General features: G+C 33.9%; 18 protein-coding genes. 7 read left to right on the plus strand and 11 right to left on the minus strand.

Going from position 1 to position 20,093, the window contains the following annotated elements:
* The first annotated feature begins 9 nt into the window (after positions 1-9).
* Genes ilvA through DICTH_RS06690 form a run of 4 tightly spaced genes read left to right on the plus strand, consistent with a single transcriptional unit; the run spans position 10 to position 5,807 of the window.
* Positions 10-1,230, plus strand: coding sequence for a threonine ammonia-lyase (gene ilvA, locus DICTH_RS06675; protein WP_012547920.1), 1,221 nt, complete (start codon positions 10-12; stop codon positions 1,228-1,230).
* Positions 1,223-2,287, plus strand: a complete 1,065-nt coding sequence (locus DICTH_RS06680) for a M42 family metallopeptidase (RefSeq protein ID WP_012548779.1) — start codon at positions 1,223-1,225, stop codon at positions 2,285-2,287. The genes ilvA and DICTH_RS06680 overlap by 8 nt, the downstream gene beginning before the upstream one ends.
* Positions 2,284-3,267: a DUF814 domain-containing protein gene (locus tag DICTH_RS06685; protein WP_012548269.1), complete on the plus strand. Its 984-nt coding sequence runs from the start codon at positions 2,284-2,286 to the stop codon at positions 3,265-3,267. Before DICTH_RS06680 ends, DICTH_RS06685 begins: the two co-directional genes overlap by 4 nt.
* Before the next feature lie 2 nt (positions 3,268-3,269).
* Positions 3,270-5,807 (plus strand): CBS domain-containing protein, encoded by a 2,538-nt coding sequence (locus tag DICTH_RS06690; protein WP_012548046.1) that lies wholly within the window; start codon positions 3,270-3,272, stop codon positions 5,805-5,807.
* On the opposite strand, the gene alr is transcribed toward DICTH_RS06690, so the two are convergent.
* From alr to rpmB, 11 genes are read right to left on the minus strand one after another with little or no spacing between them, the layout of a single operon-like run.
* Entirely contained in the window at positions 5,785-6,921 is a 1,137-nt protein-coding gene (gene alr, locus DICTH_RS06695) for an alanine racemase (protein ID WP_012547489.1), read from the minus strand. The genes DICTH_RS06690 and alr overlap by 23 nt on opposite strands.
* Positions 6,921-7,526: a V-type ATP synthase subunit D gene (locus tag DICTH_RS06700; RefSeq protein ID WP_012547038.1), complete on the minus strand. Its 606-nt coding sequence runs from the start codon at positions 7,524-7,526 to the stop codon at positions 6,921-6,923. Before DICTH_RS06700 ends, alr begins: the two co-directional genes overlap by 1 nt.
* On the minus strand, positions 7,516-8,898 hold the full coding sequence (locus DICTH_RS06705) for a V-type ATP synthase subunit B (protein ID WP_012547120.1): 1,383 nt from the start codon (positions 8,896-8,898) through the stop codon (positions 7,516-7,518). Before DICTH_RS06705 ends, DICTH_RS06700 begins: the two co-directional genes overlap by 11 nt.
* On the minus strand, positions 8,891-10,660 hold the full coding sequence (locus tag DICTH_RS06710) for a V-type ATP synthase subunit A (protein ID WP_012548133.1): 1,770 nt from the start codon (positions 10,658-10,660) through the stop codon (positions 8,891-8,893). Before DICTH_RS06710 ends, DICTH_RS06705 begins: the two co-directional genes overlap by 8 nt.
* Positions 10,641-10,979, minus strand: a complete 339-nt coding sequence (locus DICTH_RS06715) for a V-type ATP synthase subunit F (protein ID WP_012547780.1) — start codon at positions 10,977-10,979, stop codon at positions 10,641-10,643. The genes DICTH_RS06710 and DICTH_RS06715 overlap by 20 nt, the downstream gene beginning before the upstream one ends.
* Complete coding sequence (locus DICTH_RS06720) at positions 10,972-11,835, minus strand: hypothetical protein (protein ID WP_012548444.1); 864 nt, start codon at positions 11,833-11,835, stop codon at positions 10,972-10,974. Before DICTH_RS06720 ends, DICTH_RS06715 begins: the two co-directional genes overlap by 8 nt.
* Positions 11,836-11,837: 2 nt before the next feature.
* Complete coding sequence (locus DICTH_RS06725; protein ID WP_012547552.1) at positions 11,838-12,404, minus strand: V-type proton ATPase subunit E; 567 nt, start codon at positions 12,402-12,404, stop codon at positions 11,838-11,840.
* Positions 12,404-12,877, minus strand: a complete 474-nt coding sequence (locus tag DICTH_RS06730; RefSeq protein WP_012547164.1) for a V-type ATP synthase subunit K — start codon at positions 12,875-12,877, stop codon at positions 12,404-12,406. The genes DICTH_RS06725 and DICTH_RS06730 overlap by 1 nt, the downstream gene beginning before the upstream one ends.
* A gap of 5 nt (positions 12,878-12,882) precedes the next feature.
* Entirely contained in the window at positions 12,883-14,856 is a 1,974-nt protein-coding gene (locus DICTH_RS06735) for a V-type ATP synthase subunit I (protein ID WP_012547931.1), read from the minus strand.
* Positions 14,857-14,869: 13 nt separating this feature from the next.
* Positions 14,870-15,196, minus strand: a complete 327-nt coding sequence (locus DICTH_RS06740; RefSeq protein ID WP_012547163.1) for a hypothetical protein — start codon at positions 15,194-15,196, stop codon at positions 14,870-14,872.
* Between the two features lie 4 nt (positions 15,197-15,200).
* Positions 15,201-15,392 (minus strand): 50S ribosomal protein L28, encoded by a 192-nt coding sequence (rpmB, locus tag DICTH_RS06745; RefSeq protein WP_012547624.1) that lies wholly within the window; start codon positions 15,390-15,392, stop codon positions 15,201-15,203.
* A gap of 99 nt (positions 15,393-15,491) precedes the next feature.
* On the opposite strand from rpmB, the gene amrB reads away from it, so the two are divergent.
* From amrB to mfd, 3 genes are read left to right on the plus strand one after another with little or no spacing between them, the layout of a single operon-like run.
* The gene (gene amrB, locus DICTH_RS06750; protein ID WP_012548535.1) at positions 15,492-16,301 is read left to right on the plus strand and encodes an AmmeMemoRadiSam system protein B; all 810 of its coding nucleotides are present in this window, start codon (positions 15,492-15,494) and stop codon (positions 16,299-16,301) included.
* A gap of 5 nt (positions 16,302-16,306) precedes the next feature.
* Positions 16,307-16,888: an aminoacyl-tRNA hydrolase gene (gene pth / locus DICTH_RS06755; protein ID WP_012547642.1), complete on the plus strand. Its 582-nt coding sequence runs from the start codon at positions 16,307-16,309 to the stop codon at positions 16,886-16,888.
* Positions 16,840-20,052 carry a transcription-repair coupling factor gene (gene mfd / locus DICTH_RS06760; RefSeq protein WP_012547326.1) on the plus strand — a complete coding sequence of 1,071 codons (3,213 nt, stop codon included), beginning with the start codon at positions 16,840-16,842 and terminating at the stop codon, positions 20,050-20,052. Before pth ends, mfd begins: the two co-directional genes overlap by 49 nt.
* Positions 20,053-20,093 lie beyond the last annotated feature (41 nt).

Consider the following 20,093-nt stretch of genomic DNA (forward strand, 5'->3'; position numbering starts at 1 on the left):
TGTTCAAAAATGATAAGCTTAAAGGATATAGAGTCCTCAAAGGAGAGGATCTCTCCCTTCATTCACAAAACTCCTATCTCTCTTTCCCAAACCTTTAGTGATATGACAGGAAAAGAAATATTTTTAAAATTTGAAAATCTACAAAAAACAGGGGCTTTTAAAATCAGAGGGGCTATAAATTACATCTCTCAGCTAAAAAAAGTAAAAGGAGTAATAACCGCTTCAGCTGGAAACCATGCTCAAGGAGTGGCATATGCAAGCAAACTCTTTGGTATACCTTCTACAATAGTTATGCCTGAAAATACACCTTTGATAAAAATAATTTCTACAAAGAACTATGGAGCAAAAGTAATTCTACACGGAAAAGTATATGACGATGCCTTTAATTATGCCAAAGAATTGGCAAACGAAGAAAGATTAGAATTTGTACCTGCTTTTGACGATGAAAGAATAATTTCTGGACAAGGAACAATAGCTCTTGAAATTCTTGAGGATTTAAAAGATATAGAAGCCTTAATTGTACCCATTGGTGGAGGAGGACTTGCTTCGGGAATCTTAATTGCCTTAAAAGAAATAAATCCTAAAATAAAAGTTTACGGAGTACAATCTAATGCTTTCCCCTCAATGTATGAAAAAATTAAAAAAGTAGAAATACCTAAAAAACCAGAACAAACAATAGCAGAAGGAATAGCTGTTAAAAAACCTGGAGAAATAACATCACATATAATCGAGAAGTATATAGATGATATTTTTATAGTGGAAGAAGAGAAAATAGCAGAAGCCATTCTATTACTCTTAGAAAGAGCAAAAACCCTGGTAGAAGGAGCTGGAGCCTCAACCCTTGCTGCAGTCTTAAAATACTGTGACCAAATACCTGAAAAAAAGATTGTCCTTATTTTGAGCGGTGGAAATATTGATGTAAGCCTGTTAACAAAAATTATTGAGTTTGGTCTCATAGAGGCGGGAAGAATCGTACATATGAAGGTAAAACTTCCTGATCTTCCTGGACATTTATCTCAGGTAATTGACGTTATATCTAAAGAAAAGGCAAATATTATCACCATACATCAAGATCCGTCTCTACCTTTCTTTCCTAAAATAGAGAGTACCGTTGAATTTACTCTTGAGACGAAAAATCCCGACCAAATTAGGAGAATTTTTGATAAAATAAAAGAAAAAGGCTATGAAATTGAAATTTTAGAAAAAGGAGGAATTACAAAAAATGAATAACGATCTATTAAACATGCTCAAAGAGATTACTGAAGCTCCTGGAGTTTCAGGGTATGAAAAGGGTATAAGGGAAGTACTAAAGAGATATCTTTCTCAAATTGCAACATTAGAAGAAGATAGGCTTGGAAGTTTAATCTTTAAAAAGGAAGGTTCTAACCAAAGACCAAAGATAATGTTAGCAGCCCATATGGATGAAATTGGTTTTATGGTAAAAAGCATAACTTCGAATGGTTATATAAAATTTATCCCTCTCGGAGGATGGTGGGATCAGGTTCTTTTATCCCAGAGAGTGGTTATACATACTCAAAATGGACCTATCATAGGAGTTATAGGATCAAAGCCACCTCATATACTATCAGAAGAAGAGAGAAAAAAAGTGGTAGAAAAGAAAGAGATGTATATTGATATTGGAGCAAGTAGTGAAGAAGAAGCTTTAAAATGGGGTGTAAGACCTGGAGATCCCATAACACCCTACAGTGAATTTCAGGTAATGCATAATCCCGATCTCCTCTTAGCAAAAGCATGGGATGACAGAGTAGGATGTGCTCTACTTGTAGAAATAATAAAAGAATTGATCAATGAAAATCATCCTAACACAATATATGGGGTTGCAACAGTCCAAGAAGAAGTAGGCTTAAGAGGTGCCACTACCTCCTCTTTTGTGGTTAACCCTGACATGGCTATCATATTAGAATCAGATATCGCTACCGATATGCCAGGAATAAACGAAGAAAAGAAGATTTATTTAGGAAAAGGGCCTTCCTTAATAATTTACGATGCTACCATGATCCCAAACTCTAACTTAAGAAGAATGTTTATAGACATTGCTGAAAAACTAAATATACCAATACAATATTCTGCCCTTGAAAGAGGAGGAACTGATGGGGGCAGAATTCATATTCATGCAAAAGGTGTACCCTCTGTTGTAATTGGAGTTCCAGCAAGGTACATTCATTCCCATACTAGCATTATAAATATACAAGACTTCTTAAATGCAAAAAAATTAATTATAGAGGTAATCAAAAATCTTAATGAAGAGATAGTAGAGAAGCTATGAAGAAAGTAAGAGCTATATCATTAATCTCTGGAGGACTTGACAGTATTCTTGCTACATGGCTTATTCTCCAACAAGGTATAGAAGTAATTGGAGTGACCTTTTATACTCCCTTTTTTAACTTAGAATTACCTAAGAAGGCATGTGAATTTTTAAATATCCCTTTGCATGTGGTAGATATAACAGAAGAATACATGGCTATTTTAAAAAACCCTAGATTTGGTTATGGCAAAAACATGAATCCTTGTATTGACTGTCATACCTTTATGGTTAAAAAAGCAAAAGAGTTACTTCCAAAGTTTGATGCAGATTTCATTATTACTGGAGAGGTCTTAGGAGAAAGACCTATGTCCCAAAACAAACAATCTTTAAGACTTGTAGAAAAATACTCTGGAACTGAAGATATACTCTTAAGGCCTCTTTCTGCCAAATTGCTTCCTCCCACAAAGCCAGAAAGAGAAGGTTGGGTAGATAGAGAAAAACTTTTAGATATAAAAGGAAGATCAAGGAAAGTACAATTGGAACTTGCTAAAAAAATAGGACTAAAAGAAATTCCTACTCCTGCTGGAGGATGTCTCCTAACAGAACCTAATTTTTCTCGTCGCTTAAAAGATCTATTAGAACACTCTAAAAATTTCGATAAGCGAGACTTGAAACTTTTGAAGATAGGTCGACACCTTAGAATAAATGACAATACAAAAGTAATAGTAGGAAGAAATAAAGAAGAAAACGAAAAAATACTATCTTTGGCAAGAGAAAATGATACTATTCTAAAAGCGACAGAACCCTCTCCTATAACTATTGTTCCCAACAAAATTATTGAAGATGAAAAAGAGCTTCAAGAAGTTGCAAGAATAACTGCTTATTATAGTGATCACAAGATGGAGCCAAAAGTTAAAGTAAAAGCCAAATTAGGAAAAGGGGAAAAAGAGATAGAGGTAGTTCCTTATAATAAAGAAAACTTTCCCTACAAGCCAATATAATTATGGAAAAGGTACCTATAATCCTGACTCATAACTATCTTGATTTTGATGCTCTTTCTTCTCTCTATGCTGCTAAAAAGCTTTATCCTAAAGCAATAGCCTATGCAGGTAAAAGCATGGAGAGAAAAGTCTACGAATTCTATTTGCTCTACAAAGATATCTTAAGATTTGTCGAGAATCCTGATATAAATGTAGAGATAGAAAAGATAATTCTCGTTGATAATCATTGGTTAAACCGTGTAGAAAAGAAATTTCAAGATATTATAAAGGAAAAGAAAGTTCCTATAGAGATATATGACCATCATGAAACAGGAGACATAAAAGGAGATATAGAATTTATTGAAAAAACTGGATCAACCACTACTATCTTAGTGGAAAAACTTATTGAGAAAAAAATTCCTATAGACCCTATCGAGGCAACTATATTCCTCTTAGGTATGTACCAAGATACTGGAAACTTCTTATTCTTAAATACCACTCCCAAGGATTTAAAAATAGCAAGTTATCTATTAGAAAGAGGTGCAGATCTCAATATTATAAATCGTTATATCTATGAAAAATTAACCGATGAACAAAAAGAATTACTCAATGAACTTCTACAGGCATCTAAGGAAATATCCATAAGTGGTTACAGGATAGTTATTGCTAGTTTAGAGAAAGATAAATATGTAGAGGGCCTATCAATCTTAGCCCATAAAGTTTTAGATGAAAAAGAAGCAGATATCTTATTTATCCTACTTCAAGTAAAGGACAAAATCTTTGTCATGGGTAGATCTAAAACCCCAAATGTTGACTTAAGAGAAGTACTAAGAGACTTTAACCCTGGAGGCCACAAAACCGCTACTACAATTGTTCTCAACTCTCAAGAGATAGGACTGAACTCCGCAGAGGATTTAGTTATAGAAAGACTTAAAAAATATCTACCACGAGACTTCTTAGCAAAAGATATAATGTCTTATCCTGTAGTTACTATTCCACCAGATATCTCCATTAAAGAAGCTTTCAAAATTATGATGAAATATGGATATGGAGGTTTGTGTGTTGAGGAGAACAAAAAACTTGTTGGAATTATAAGTAGAAGAGATATTGAAAGAGCTATAAATCTTAAGCTTACCAAGAGAAAAGTAAAATCTTTTATGTCTAAACCTGTAATAACGGTAACTCCCGAAACACCAATATGGGAAATAGAAAAAATACTCGTGGAAAAAAATATTGGAAGAGTTCCAGTATTAGATGGAGATAAAATTGTAGGCATAATAACAAGACAGGATATTTTGAGATTTAGATTTTTAAGATCTAATATTTACTCACCACTAGGCAGTATCTTCCAAATAAGTGAGGATAAAATTAGATCATCTCCCTGGAGAGATATATTAGAAGAACTTAGAAAAATAACTTCTCAATACAATATATCTATTTATGCTATAGGGGGATTTGTAAGAGACCTTTTATTAGGACAGTCCAACTTTGACTTAGATATTGTGGTAGAGGGAGATATTCAACTTATTATATCTAAGATTATGGACAAATGGGAAGGTAAAGTAATAACTCATCCCCAATTTGGAACCTCAGAGATAATCCTTAGTGATGGAAAAAGAATAGACATTGCTACAGCAAGAATAGAACACTACGAAGAACCTGGAAGTCTTCCTAAAGTAGAAAGAAGCTCTTTATGGCTGGATCTTAAAAGAAGAGATTTTACCATAAATGCCTTAGCCATGAGCCTCAATGAAGAGAACTTTGGAGAAATCATTGATCTTTATGGAGGATTAGAAGATCTTACCAGAAAAGAATTAAGAATATTACATAATTTAAGCTTTGTAGAAGATCCTACCAGAATATTAAGAGGTATAAGGCTTGAAGCAAGACTTGGATTTACCTTCGAAGAGAAGACCTTCAAACTTCTTAAAGAAGCTATAGAAAACGGCTTTTTAAATAAGATCGCTAAAGAAAGATTGAAAGATGAAATAATTTTAATACTTCAAGAATCTCAACCTGAAAAAGTATTAAAACGCCTCGAAGAATTAAATGCTCTTTCTTACATATTTCCCATAAGAAAACTTCCTAAAAACTTTGAGAAGAAAAACCAAATATTAAAAAACGAATATCCTCAAAAATATGAACTTCAAATACTAAATATAATATCCGAAGCCACTTTAGATGAAGGAAAAAAATGGCTACAAGATTTAAAGTTTCCCCAAAAAATAGCCTATCAATTTATTCTTCTCAAACACTATCAAAACATTAGTACCTTATCTGAAAAAGACATTATAAATCTATCAGACCTTCCTGACGACTTCTTACTTCTCCTTTCGTTAAATTCCAAAAAAACTGGTAAAGATATTCTACGAATAAGATTACTTAAAGAAAAAGGAGTACCTTACCTTAAAGGAAAGGATCTCTTAAATATGGGGTTTAAAGGAAAGATAATTGGAGAACTTTTAAAACAGTTATTTTTAAAACATTATTACGGAGAAGTAAAAACAAGAGAGGAAGAGGAAAAATTTATAAAAGAAATTATAAACTCAAATCTAAAATAGGATCATTTAAGATCTTTCCTTCAAACTTATATACACTCTTAAGCCTCTTTGCTGAGCCAAAACCTGTTAAAATCTCATAGGGAATAGTGTTAGATATAATTGCAAGTTCTTGAGCATCAATTATTTTATCCTTTTCCATACCTAATATCGTTACTACATCTCCCTTCTTTGCTTCTTTATCTGTTACATCAATAGTAAATTGATCCATAGAAATCCTACCTACGATTTTACAGTATTCACCATTAAGAATAACCCTTCCCTTGTTAGAAAGATCTCTCCTATACCCATCGGCATATCCCAAAGGCACAAGAGCAATTTTCGTATTCTTTTCTGTCATGAATGTATGACCATACCCTATCCCCCAACCCTCTGGAAGATCCTTAATAAGAGTAATTTTTGCTTTTACTTCCATAACAGGTTTTAACGCTTTATCTCCATATCCATATAGAGATATTCCTGGCCTTACCGCATTAAAATGGAACTCTGGAAAATTAAAGATACCACCAGTATTTGAAAAATGAAAAACCAACTCTTCATCTTTAAATTTATCATATATCTCGTAAAATAATTTCTTTTGAAAAATATTATAAGGATCCTTTTTATTTTCTGAATTAGATAAGTGTGACGAAATCCCCTCAAGGATCAAACCTGGATATTTCTCCATAACATTCAGCACTTTATCAACCTCTGAAGGAAGAAGACCTTCTCTTCCCATACCTGTATCAAACATGAGATGAATCTTTAATTCTTTACCTTTACTATGAGAGAATTTCCCCAAATCTTCTAAAAACTCTATATCGGAGATCACTGGTGTAAGTTGATATTCGAGATAATAGGGTATGGAAGACTTGAGTTGAGGAGAAAGTACTAATATTTTTTTAGTTATGCCTATCTTTCTTAAAAAAATACCTTCATCTATATGCGCTACAGCAAAGCTGTTAACATTAGCATACTTTTGCAAAAATAAAGATACAATCTTAGCTCCATGCCCGTAGGCATCAGCCTTAACCACTGCAATTATATCAACCTTTTTCCCAATTTTTTCTCTTATAACTTTTATATTATTTAAAAGGGCTGAGAGATCAATCTCTCTCCAAGCCAATATATCTCTCATCAAGATTCCTTCAATCTCAAAAGTCTAAAGAAATTACTCCTCTCAAGTTCCTCTAATTTAACAGTTATTAATTTAATAGTCTCTTCTATTTGAGGTATAAGCTTATATTCTAAAGCATTTACTCTTCGCTTAGTTCTCTCAATCTCTTCTGCAAGAGAAATCAGGTATCTTTCCTTATTTGCAAGGACTATTATATTCTCAACTATCCTACTCCATCTTTCTACAAGCTCATCCATAACATAAGGAGTTTCTATATAACTATAAAGAGGAGTATAAACATTCTCAATAGTAAGTTCTTTAACAGGTATATTCATTCTCTTTTCTAACTTTTGAGATATAGTAGTTTTACCATCATTTATCTGAAGCAAACTTTCCCAAAGTGGACCAGAAAGCCTTATATAAAGAGTACCTCCTATTGCCAAAAATTCAAGGAATTCTCTCTCTGTTAACTCCCTTAAGGTTCTATAATTTTGAACTTCTTCCATAAATCTCTGAATCAAACCCTCTAACTTATCTTGAAGAAGTTTATGACCCCTTCTTGCAATAGCAAGTCTCTTTTTTAATCTTAAAAGTTCCATTCGATTAGGATTTACTCTAAGAGGCATCTTCCTTCCCCCAGAACTCATCAAGATATTCAGGTCTAATTCTCTTAAGACTAGACCTTGGTAATCTTCTAAGGAGTTTCCATCCTAAATCTAACGTCTCAAATATACTTCTGTTCTCATATTCTCCTTGTTTGATAAATTCCATTTCAAAAGCTTCGGCAAATTCAAGAAATTGAACATCTTCTTCGGTAAGCGCAGCTTCACCTAAAACCACAGCAAGTTCTTTTGCTTCAAGTCCTCTTGAGTAAGCAGCATATAATTGGTTGGACAAATCTCCGTGATCTTTTCTAGTTCTTCCTTCTCCAATTCCACCTCTCATCAGTCTTGAAAGGGATTGCAACACATCAATAGGAGGATATATACCACGCCTATGAAGCTCTCTACTCAAAAATATCTGCCCTTCAGTGATATATCCGGTCAGGTCAGGAATAGGATGAGTTCTATCATCTTCAGGCATAGTCAATATAGGCAAGAGAGTTATTGAACCTTTCTTACCTCTAATTCTTCCTGCTCTCTCGTAAAGAGTTGCAAGGTCTGTATAAAGATATCCAGGATATCCACGCCTTCCTGGTACCTCTTTCCTTGAAGCTGAGACTTCTCTCAAAGCCTCTGCATAGTTAGTCATATCACTTAATATTACAAGGACATGCATATCTAGATCAAAAGCAAGATACTCTGCTGCTGTTAATGCAAATCTTGGAGTCGCTATTCTTTCAATTACAGGATCATTAGCAAGATTTATAAACAGTACTGTTCTCTCTAAAGCTCCTGTATTCTTAAAATTTTCTATAAAGAAGTTTGCTTCTTCAAAAGTTATTCCCATGGCTCCAAATACCACAGCAAACTTTTCTTCTTCATTAAGAAGTCTTGCCTGTCTCGCAATCTGAGCAGCAAGCGTAGCATGAGGAAGACCCGCTCCTGAAAAAATTGGAATCTTTTGGCCTCTTACGATAGTATTCATACCATCTATAGCGGAAATTCCAGTTTGGATGAATTCTTGAGGATAAGCTCTTGAATAAGGATTTATAGGACTTCCATTTATATCCATCCTTTTTTGAGGGATAATTTCAGGTCCACCATCTCTCGGTCTGCCAAGTCCATCAAAAGTTCTTCCAAGAATCTCTGGAGATAAGTTTATCTCAAGAACATGGCCCAAAAATTTTACTCGCATTCCTTTCAAAGATAAATCCTGTGTGCTTGCAAACATCTGTACTAAAGCAGCGCCCTCTTGAGCTTCAAGCACTTGTCCTTGCCTTATTTCACCATTAGCAAGCTTTACTTCTACTACTTCTCCATATTTTACATTTTCAATATTCTCCACTAAAACTAAAGGCCCACTTATTTTCGATACTGAAGTATATTCTTTAGGCATATTCTCTTGTTCCCTCCTTTATTCCCTCAAGCCTTTGCTTAATCTCAACCAATAGAGCCTCAAGTTCATTTATACGATCCTCAGGAACAAATTTCATTCTTGCTATCTTCTCTCTCTCAGGAAGCCTCAGTATATCTTCTAAAGGATAACCTTCTTCAATCAAGCTTTGAGCTATCCTATGAAAACTTATTATATTCTTTAACATTAGATACTGTTTATAAGGAGAAGTATAAGTATCCACCTCATGAAGAGCATTTTGATGCAAGAAATCTTCCCTTATAGAACGAGCTGTCTCAAGAGTTAATCTATCTTGAGGAGATAAAGCCTCCATACCCACAAGCCTTACTATATCTTGGAGCTCTGCCTCTCTCTGAAGAATAGCCATTGCTTCCTGTCTTAAATCATAAAAATCTTCTGCCACATTTTCTTTCCAGAACTTACTCACAGGTTCAAGATAAAGAGAATAACTTACAAGCCAATCTACAGCAGGAAAATGTCTGCTAAAAGCCAAACGAGCATCAAGTCCCCAAAATACTTTTGTGACCCTAAGGGTAGCCTGAACTACAGGATCCGACAAATCTCCTCCTGGAGGAGATACTGCACCTATTATGCTTACAGAACCAATTTTATCCTCTTTGCCCAGACATTTAACTAAGCCTGCTCTTTCATAAAAACTCGCAACCCTTGAAGCAAGATATGCAGGATATCCTTCCTCACCAGGCATCTCTCCAAGTCTTCCAGATATCTCCCTCATAGCTTCCGCCCAACGAGATGTGGAATCTGCCATGAGAGCTACATGATATCCCATATCCCTAAAGTACTCAGCAATGGTTATACCAGTAAATACAGAAGCCTCTCTTGCAGCCACAGGCATGTTTGAGGTATTAGCTATCAAAACAGTTCTCTCCATAAGAGGCTTTCCAGTCCTAGGATCTTTTAATTCTGGAAATTCTATTAAAACTTCCGTCATCTCATTCCCTCTTTCACCACACCCTATATAAACCACAACCTCTGCATCAGCCCACTTGGCAAGCTGGTGCTGAATTATAGTTTTACCACTTCCAAAGGGTCCAGGCACACATGCAGTACCACCTTTTACAAGAGGAAAGAACGTATCCAGAACTCTTTGCCCGGTTATAAGAGGAACTTGAGGAGGAAGTTTCTCTTTGACAGGCCTCTGATACCTTACAGGCCATTTATGCATCAATTTTAATTCATGTTTCTTTCCACTATCGTCCTCTAGAACACCAATAACTTCTTCCACTGTATAAGTCCCACTCTTAATCTCAAGAATCTTACCCCTCAAATAAGGAGGGACAAGTATCCTATGTTCTAAAGCAGAGGTTTCTTGTACAATTCCAAGAACATCTCCACCTTCTACATAATCACCAGGTTTAACCCTTGCTTCAAAATCCCATTTCTTTTCTCTATCGAGAGCAGGAAAAGATAAACCTCTGCTAAGAAAATCTCCACTTACTTCAGCAAGTCTATTTAAGGGTCTTTGTATACCATCGTAAATCTGACTTATAATTCCAGGCCCGAGTTCTACAGAAAGAGGTTCCCCCAAAGCATAAACAGGCTCACCAGGACCTATACCTTGAGTTTCCTCATACACTTGAATATATACCAAATCGTTATCAAGTCCTATCACTTCTCCAAAAAGCTCAAGGTTACCTACTCTAACCATCTCATACATCTTTACATTTGGAAGCCCTTTTGCTACCACAAGAGGGCCTGCTACTCTAACTATTTTTCCTTCCATAATATCCCTCTCCTTCAGAAATAATATCAATTCCTAAGGCCTTTTCAGCCATATCTCTCAAAAGCTCTTCTCCCATCTTTCTATTGGAAAAAGTATCAGGTAGGATCAAAGGAATCTTTCCTTTACCTTTTAAATTCTCAACTATTTTTCCAGCTACGCTCTCAAGGACAATAATTAGAGAATATTCTTTCTCTGAAAGACTCATATAAATTTCGTATGCCTCGTCAGGGTTTCTAACAGGATATACATCAAGACCAAAAATCCTAAAAACCTCTATAAGACTACCAAGTCCTATTATGGCAATTTTATTCTCATTCATTTGCTCTCAACAACCCTCTTTCCCAATATTCTCTTGGGATTTTCAATTTCTTATTTTCAAGGATGAATAATATATCTTCCATCTCCCACATCTTGACATAAAAATAGTACAAAACTACCTCAGGCCCACTAACTACATTTTTAAAGTTTTTATTCATATAAGAATAAAGGTATTTTTTAATAAGCATATCAAAATCGTAATTTTTTAAATCTTCTAGAAATCTTTGTTTTAATTCTTCGTCTCCATAGAGCACTCTGTAAGAAGCTAAATCCCAATTCAGCCTCTTAAGAATCTCTGTTACATAAGGAACTTTTTCCAGTCTTACATCTATTTTTATAAAATTAAGTTTATTTTTAAGCAGAACAAAATCTCTTATCTTCTTGTTTTCTATTCTTTTAAACAATTCCTTTGAAGTATCTAGAATTCCAAAATCTATTATTAAATTCCATAGCCCTAAATCACTAATTTGTTGAGAATCAGCCTTTTGAATCTTAGAAGTCAATTTATTCCTAAGTTCACTGTATGTCCTTCCATAAGAGAAATTAAAAAATACCTCTAAACTTTCACTTTTGCTTAATTGCAATAACTCATTTCTTACATCATGGGTCATAAATTCAAAAAGCACCAAATCCCAATAGGGATACTTTACAGTATTAGCCATTATTTTCAAATCGTCATATAAAACCTTTAAAAAACCAGAGTATCCCTCTAAAAGAGGGGCATAAATAGTCTCCTTCAAAAGGTTATAAGCATCACTCAAATCAGCATTCAAAAGAATTTCCCATTGACGCTTATCAAGAAGCTTAGGTAGCTTTGCTTTTAAATTTGTAGAAAGAAATAAATATTCTGTATACATACTTACCTTTCTCCATGAAGAATTTGCGCTATTTCAAGTATGTTTTTATTAACTAATTCTTCAATAATCGTATCAACAGTAAGGTCGATCACTAAATTATCTTTTTGAATTACAAATCCACCATTTCCCTCCATTCTATCCTTACTTAAAGTTAAACTATATTTCTTGCAAAAATAATCTACGTCAATCTTATCCTCATTTTTTGTGAGAATCATCTCTCCACTTTTTATGGACTCTCTCTCAAGCAAATTTTCCCAAATCTTATTGTAAACTTCATTAGAGGAACTTTTAAGCCTCTCTAAGACCAAATTCTTAACTTTAGCAATTGCATCAGACTCTATACGTAGCTTTTCAGCATTATACTTAAGCTTTAACTGAGCAGCCAAAGTATTTTCTTCTCTATTAAGCTTCTCTTTCAAGCTTCTCTTTTGTTTTTCCTTCCATTCTTCTAATTCTTTTTCCTTTTTAGCTACAAACTCTTGGAATTCTTTTTCCTTTTTATTTTTGATCTCTTCAATCTTTGTTCTCTTTTCAGTTTCAAGTCTCTCAACTATTCTCTCTAAGGACATTATAGCTTCACTCCAAAGAACAAAAGAATTATTGATGTTATTAAAGAAAGAATAGCATAAGTCTCCACAAGAGCAGGAATAATAATAGCCTGTCCAGAGGTTTGAGGCTTCTGAGCTACCATTTGAAGAGCAGCAGCACTCGCCCTACCCTGCCACATACCACTCACATATTCTCCAATCATAAGAGGAATACTTACTGCAAATACCATTAACCCTTGCTCCAAAGTAAGATTTGGAACATTACCTCCCAGAAGTCCCAATCTCATTAGTATAAGAAATGCACCTATAAATCCATAAAAACCTTGTGTACCAGGAAGGGCTTGAAGAATAAGAACTGTACCAAAAAGATCTGGCTTTTCAGCAAGTACTCCTGCCGCAGCCTCACCAGCTATTCCTACTCCTTTTCCAGAACCTGCTGCTGCTAATCCCGCACCTAAAGCAGCCCCAATAAGAGCAATTGCCAAACCAAGCATACTACTTACCTCCCATCATAATTTTTCTTTATTCTAAAAAATTTCCCTTCTATTCTATAAGGAAGAAACTTTCTTCCCCCATCTACAAAAAATCTTCCATAAAGCTCTAAAAATTGTAACCTGGTAGAATGAACAAAAGCTGATAATGCACTAAGAACAAAGTTTAAGAGTTGACCCCCCATCCAGATTAAAATCAGAAATATCCATCCTAAAATAGGCACACCTTTTACCATATTGGCAAGCTGGGTAATCACAAATCCAAATATAGAGCCAACAAGGTTTAATGCAAAAAGCCTTGAATAAGAAAGTACATCCCCCACAAAGGATGTCAAACCATATCCTCCCATTATTCCATAAATACTAATTAAACCAACTAAAATACGAGCAAAACCTTTTTTATCTCTTCCCTGAGTCAATATAAGCCCAATAAGGCTGAAGAGAAGTACGTATTTAAATACCTCCATACCTCCAAGTCTTATCCCTAAGGCTTTAGATCCAAAATAAATTAACAATGATCCAAGGAATAATATCCATAAACCAGCATCGTATAAAGCTCCTTCGTAGTCCTTTACCTTAATGCAAGATATAAAACGAAGAATTAAAGCATAGAATTGTGAGATTATGCCTATAAATAACGATATGCCAAGAGCCGTAATCAAATCTTGAGACGGATTTACAATAGGAAATACTCCCAGAAATTTTCCATCAGGACCTAAAAATGGTTGATTTCCAAAAACGCTCCAAGTTAATGTTCCAACTATGATAGATGGAATACTAAGCACAGTTAAAAGATCTAAGAGTTGCTTTGTGTCATCTTCAGGTTTGAATTTTCTCTTTATCCATAAAGAACTTAGAAGAAGCAAAAGCCCATAACCTATATCCCCTAAGCATATACCAAAAAACACCATGTAAAAAGGAGCCATAAAAGGTGTAGGATCAATAAATCCATAAGGAGGAAGCCCATACAATTTAGTCAAAAACTCAAAGGGTTTAATCAATTTAGGATTATGTAAAATTACAGGCGGATCATCATCCTGATCTGGCTCTCTACTATCAAAGATAGCATCAGGAATATTATCCCTAAGTAACGTTAAAAATCTTTCTTTATCCCTCTTAGGTATCCATCCTGAAAATATGGTAAAGTAATTACTGTGATGAGCAAGACTTTTTGCCCCTACCTCTTTTATTTTGGCCACATAATAATCGTACCATGCAAGAATATTCTTCTTTTTAGCCAATAATTTTTCAGCCTTTAGATACAACGCTTTTAATTCTTCTTCTACCTTATTCAAACTCCTCTGAATTTTCTCAAGACCTTCGACAGGAGAAGATTTCAAATAAGGAATACGTTTATGATTAAAGTTATGTTTCTGAAGAAGGTTTTCAAAAATTTCAGAAAGAGTCTTAGGTACAACAAATATAACCTTCACAGTTTTATTACTAACAAAAGCCTTATACCAACTTTCTTCAAGCACATCTTTACTATCCTCTAAAAAACTATTCCATTCATCTTGTGTAAAGCCACCACAATACAAAGCAAATCTTTTAAAAACTCTAGGAAAATCAAGAATTTCATTAACATCTACCCAATAAGCTGTCTCTTCGTATAAATTAGACAATAGCTTTTTCTTCTCTTCTATCACATTAAGAGTTCTTTCTAAAATCTTTGCTTCTTTATATAGTTCATCAACAGAAACTTCTGATCTTAACTTCTCAAACTCTTCTTCTGTTATCTCCTCTCTTCCAGCAAAAAATGCCTCTAAAAATCCCTTTCCTTCTGGATAAAAAAATCTTAAGATTTTTAATATCTCATCTAATTTTGTAAGATAAGCATCATAAGGAGAACTCTTTTCAGGGTTTCCTTCTTCAGTCAGTTTCTCCCAGTGTATGTCTTCAAAGCCTTTAAAAATAGAAACTACTTTTTCTTCTTTTTCCTTAGGAAAGATCAACCAGAACTTTTCAACTTTTAAAATAGCCATAATTTTTTCATCCCTACTTTTCAATTAATTTATCCAGAAGATAATCTACAATACTAGGTATTCTCTTTTCTACTACTTCTTTATAAGCATTAGTTTCGTTTATATATTCTTGCTCTAATTTTTCCAGCTTTACTTTTAAAGAATCATAATACTTTCTTTCTTCAGCTTTTAATTCTTCCAAAAATCTTTGTTTCTCCTCTTCTACCTTTGTAACATACTCTTGAACCTTCCAATAATATTCTTCTTCTAATTCCTTTTTTGCTTTCTCAATCTCAAATTCTACTTCTTTTTCTTTCTCACTTATAAAAGAAATAACATCTTTAATTTTCTCTTCTCTCATAGCTCTACACTACCTTTTGCACTTTTCCAGCCTTCAAACAACGGGTACACACTTTTATGGTTTTAACTTTTCCATTAACAAGAGCACGAACTTTATGAAGATTAGGAAGCCATCTGGTTTTAGTCCTACGATGAGAGTGAGATACTTGCAATCCAGTCCATGGACCTTTGCCACAAATTTCGCATCTTCTTGACATTTTGCATACCTCCTTTCTTTATAGATTTTAAGAAAATATTTTTAAACTTGTGTTAAAAAAATAACAAATTTCAAGAAAAATCGGTTATAATTATATCATATGAAGAAAAGATTGCCAGCAGTGGCAGGATATTTTTATCCTGCCACCTCAAGAGAGCTTTTAAATATGCTATCTCAGTTTATAAAAGAGGTGCCCAACAAAGTACCTCTCTGGGGATGTATTGTTCCTCACGCTGGATACATTTACTCAGGAAAGGTTGCTGGAGCAGTATACTCTCTCATGGAAGTTCCAGATGTAGCCATAATTATAGGTCCGAACCATAATGGACTTGGATACCCCTCTGCTATTTATAGTGAAGGAATCTGGACTACTCCCCTCGGAGACGTAGAAATAGATTCTGTTCTTTCACAAAAAATCTTACAAGAATCTGATTATCTTAAAGAAGACGCCTTAGCTCACCAACCAGAACACTCTCTTGAGGTTCAAGTACCTTTCTTACAATATATAAATCCCAACATAAAAATAGTACCCATAACTGTGGTTGACTACAGCTATGAGGTGCTAAAAAATCTAGGATATGCTATAAGCCAAGCCGTAAGAGATTATGAGTATAACACTGTGATAATTGCAAGCTCAGATTTTTCTCACTATGAACCACATGAAATTGCAAAACAGAAGGATCTTTATGCTATAGAATCTATTCTCAATCTGGACGAAAAAGAGTTTATAAAAAGAGTTATAGAAAAAGACATTTCAATATGTGGAGTAGGCCCAATAGTTATCACAATGATAGCCGTAAAATTACTGGGAAGTAAAAGAGCAAAACTTGTTGAGTATCAAACTTCAGGTAATGTAACAAGAGATTTTGATCAAGTTGTAGGATATGCTGGAATAATTTTTCCTAAGTAAAGAAAGTGGAAAGATTAGGAATAGTTGGACTTGGAAATCCAGGATATGAATATGCTAACACTCGCCATAACGTGGGATTTATGGTGGTTGATTATTTACAAGAATTCTTTAAATTTCCACCATACAAAAAGACAAGCTCAAATTTAATTACTTTCGGAAGAGTACACAACACAGAGGTCTATCTGGTAAAACCTCAAACTTATATGAACCTAAGTGGTATAGGAGTCAAAGAATTTTTAGCAAAGTTTAACTTTAAACCCGAAGAAGTTCTTGTAATCCACGATGATCTTGATCTTCTTGTAGGAACCATTAGGATCAGATTTGATGGAAAAGATGGAGGACATAATGGAATAAAATCCATAATAAAAGAAATCAATACGCCTAATTTTTATAGGCTTAGAATAGGTATTGGAAAACCTAAAGATAAAAATCAAGTTGTAGAATATGTATTAGGAAATTTTGAAGATGAGGAATTTACAATAATTAACAAAATTATACAAAGCTCCCCCCAGATAGTAGAAACTATCATAGAGAAAGGATGGGAAGTAGCTCAAAACTTATACAACAGAAAATGCCTATTCTCTTAGAAAAGGTCTTAAGAAGTAGTGAATTTAGCAATTTAGAAAAAGAAATTAACTCAAGGAGCAATATTAAGCTTTTTGGAATTTACAAGGGATTCTTTCCCTTACTTTTTTTATACCTAAAAAGATATAAAAGACCAATTTTATGGGTAACTAATAATGAAGAGGACTTAAGCATATGGGAAGACTTACAAGAAGATTTGGAATTAAGCATATTACCTCCTTATGTTCATCTTCCGTATGAAAGACCTCTAAGATCGCCACAGGTTCAAGGAAAAAGGTTAAAAGCTATTTCCGACATAATTTACAACAATAGTTTTTCTATAGTAGCTTCCTTAAAATCCCTAATCTACCCTCTTATACCCAAAGAAAATATTGAAAAAAGAATTTTAAAAATTAAAGTGGGAGAAGAAATAACTCGAGAAAAGATAGAAAAATTCCTCGCAGAAAACCTATATCAAAGAACACCTCAGGTAGAAAAGATAGGAGAGTACAGTATAAGAGGTGGAATTCTTGATATATTCCCTCCACTATATGAAAATCCCATAAGAATAGAATTTTTTGGAGATGAGATTTCTTCTATAAGATTCTTTAACTTAGAAGACAAAAGATCTATAAAAACTACAAAAGAAGTTATTTTAACCCCCATTTCGGAATTGATTGAAGATAAAAATGAAGAGAGCTATTTTCTAAAAAACAAAGAGATAAAAACATATCTATTTTCATATTTACCTAAAGACACCATCTTAGTCTTTGAAAACCATAAAGCAAGCCTTGCATTACTTGAGAAATGGACTGGAAAAGGACTTGCAAATTTTGAAAAAAGAAGAACTAAAGAAAACCTACCTGAAGGTTTATATCTTACCGACTATGAATTACAAAATTTCATTTCTAAATACCAAGTTTTAGACTTGAACAGCACAGAGCCAGATCTTGTATTTACTATTTACTCTCCTCCATCCTACCGAGGTACTAACGAATTTTTTGAAAAAAACATAAAATCCTTCCTTGAAAATGGCTGGGAAGTACACATATTCTCAGAACACCAAGACATAATAAGAACAAGATTAAAAAACCTAAATGTGAAATACTTAACCGAAGAAAAAGTAAGAGAAGGATTCTTATGGGAGAATGAAAAAGTCCTTGTGATTACCGATTATGAAATATTTGGTAAAAAAAGAAAAAGAAAACCAATAAGATACGAAAAGGGATTAAAACCAAAAGATTTATATCTATTAAAAGATGGAGATTATGTGGTACATGTAAATTATGGAATAGGAATATTCAGGGGCTTAAAAAAGCTTAAAATAGACGATGTAGAAAAGGAATTTATATACATTGAATATGCTAACAATAGCTTTTTATATGTACCCTTAGAGGAAATGCATCTTATCCAAAGATACGTATCCTCTTCACCAGAACCCCCTCAGATAAGCAGATTAGAATCTCACCAATGGGAAGAAACCAAAAGAAAAGTAAAAGAATCGGCAAAAGAGATTGCAGAAGAATTGTTAAAAGTTTATGCCCAGAGAGAATTAACAGAGGGTTTTGCCTTTTCTCCAGATAGTCCTCTTCAGGAAGAGCTTGAAGCAAGTTTCCCTTATGTAGAAACAGAAGATCAAATAAAAGCCCTTAAAGAGATAAAAAGGGATATGGAATCAAAAAAACCTATGGAAAGGGTACTGATTGGAGATGTGGGGTTTGGTAAAACAGAACTTGCCTTAAGAGCAAGTTTTAAAGCAGTTCTAGATGGAAAACAAGTGGCAATCTTAGTGCCGACTACTATTCTTGCCTACCAACATTGGAAGGTATTTCGAGAAAGATTAGAAGTATTTCCTGTAAACGTAGAGATCTTAAGCAGACTCAAACCTAAATCAGAACAAAAGAGAATAATAGAAAGAATAAGAAAAGGGGAAATAGACATTATTATAGGAACCCACCGAATATTACAAAAAGATGTGGAATTTAAGGACTTGGGTCTCATCATAGTAGACGAAGAACATAGATTTGGAGTCTTACAAAAAGAATCCTTTAAAAAGAAATATCCACATGTGGACATTCTTTATCTTTCTGCAACTCCGATTCCTAGAACCCTATCTATGGTTCTTTCTGGAATAAGGCAATTTTCTGTGCTTGAAACTCCTCCTGAAAACCGATTGCCTATTCAAACCTTTGTTGTTGAATATAATCCTGAGATCATTCAAGAAGGAATAAGAAGAGAATTAGAAAGAGGTGGACAAGTATATTACGTATGTAATGATATAGAAAGATTAGAGAAAATAAAAGAAGAACTAACAAAACTTGTTCCGGAGGCAACTTATTCCATAGCACACGGAAAAATGGACGATGAAGAACTAACAGAGGTTATGAGTAATTTCTATGATGGCAAAATAGACGTCTTAATAGCCACCACTATTATAGAATCAGGTATCGATGTTCCAAATGCCAACACATTATTTGTAGAAAATGCAGAACATATGGGACTTGCTCAACTTTACCAACTGAGAGGAAGAATAGGAAGATCCTATAAACAAGCATATGCCTATTTTCTTCATGCTCCTCTAAAAAAACTATCTTTAGATAGCATTAAAAGACTTGAAGCACTAAAGGAATTCTCAAGCCTTGGATCAGGATTAAGACTTGCCTTAAGAGACCTCGAAATAAGAGGAGCAGGGAAAATTCTTGGAAAAGAGCAGCACGGACATATAAACTCTGTTGGTTTCTATTTATATCTTCAACTTTTGGAAGAAGCTATAAATGAATTAAAGAACAGTCAAGGAAAAAGTGAAAAAAACAAAGTAAATTGCCGTATTACACATCCATTTCCAGCAATCATACCAGAATACTACATAAGTCAAAGTAGCGATCGTATATATTATTATCAGAAATTAGCTCACTTAGAAGATATAAATGATATAGATAAGATAAGAAAAGAATTAGAAGATATCTATGGTCCAATTCCAGAGCCAGTGGAGAACTTGTTTATTCTATCTCAGATAAAGTTTTTTGCAGAAAAAATAGGCATAGAAAAAATTGAAATATCAGAAGATAAAACAAAATTAACCTATTCAAAAGGCATTGAAAGAACCTTGAACCTACCAAGAGGAAACTATAAGAAAAAGATCCAATTTCTGCTCCAATTCCTCAAAGACATCTCCAATATTAAGTAAAATTGTGTTATAATCGCAATCAGGTTTTTATTTCAAAAACT

Origin of the sequence: Dictyoglomus thermophilum H-6-12 (assembly GCF_000020965.1) — a bacterium.
GTDB classification, from domain to species: Bacteria; Dictyoglomota; Dictyoglomia; order Dictyoglomales; family Dictyoglomaceae; genus Dictyoglomus; species Dictyoglomus thermophilum.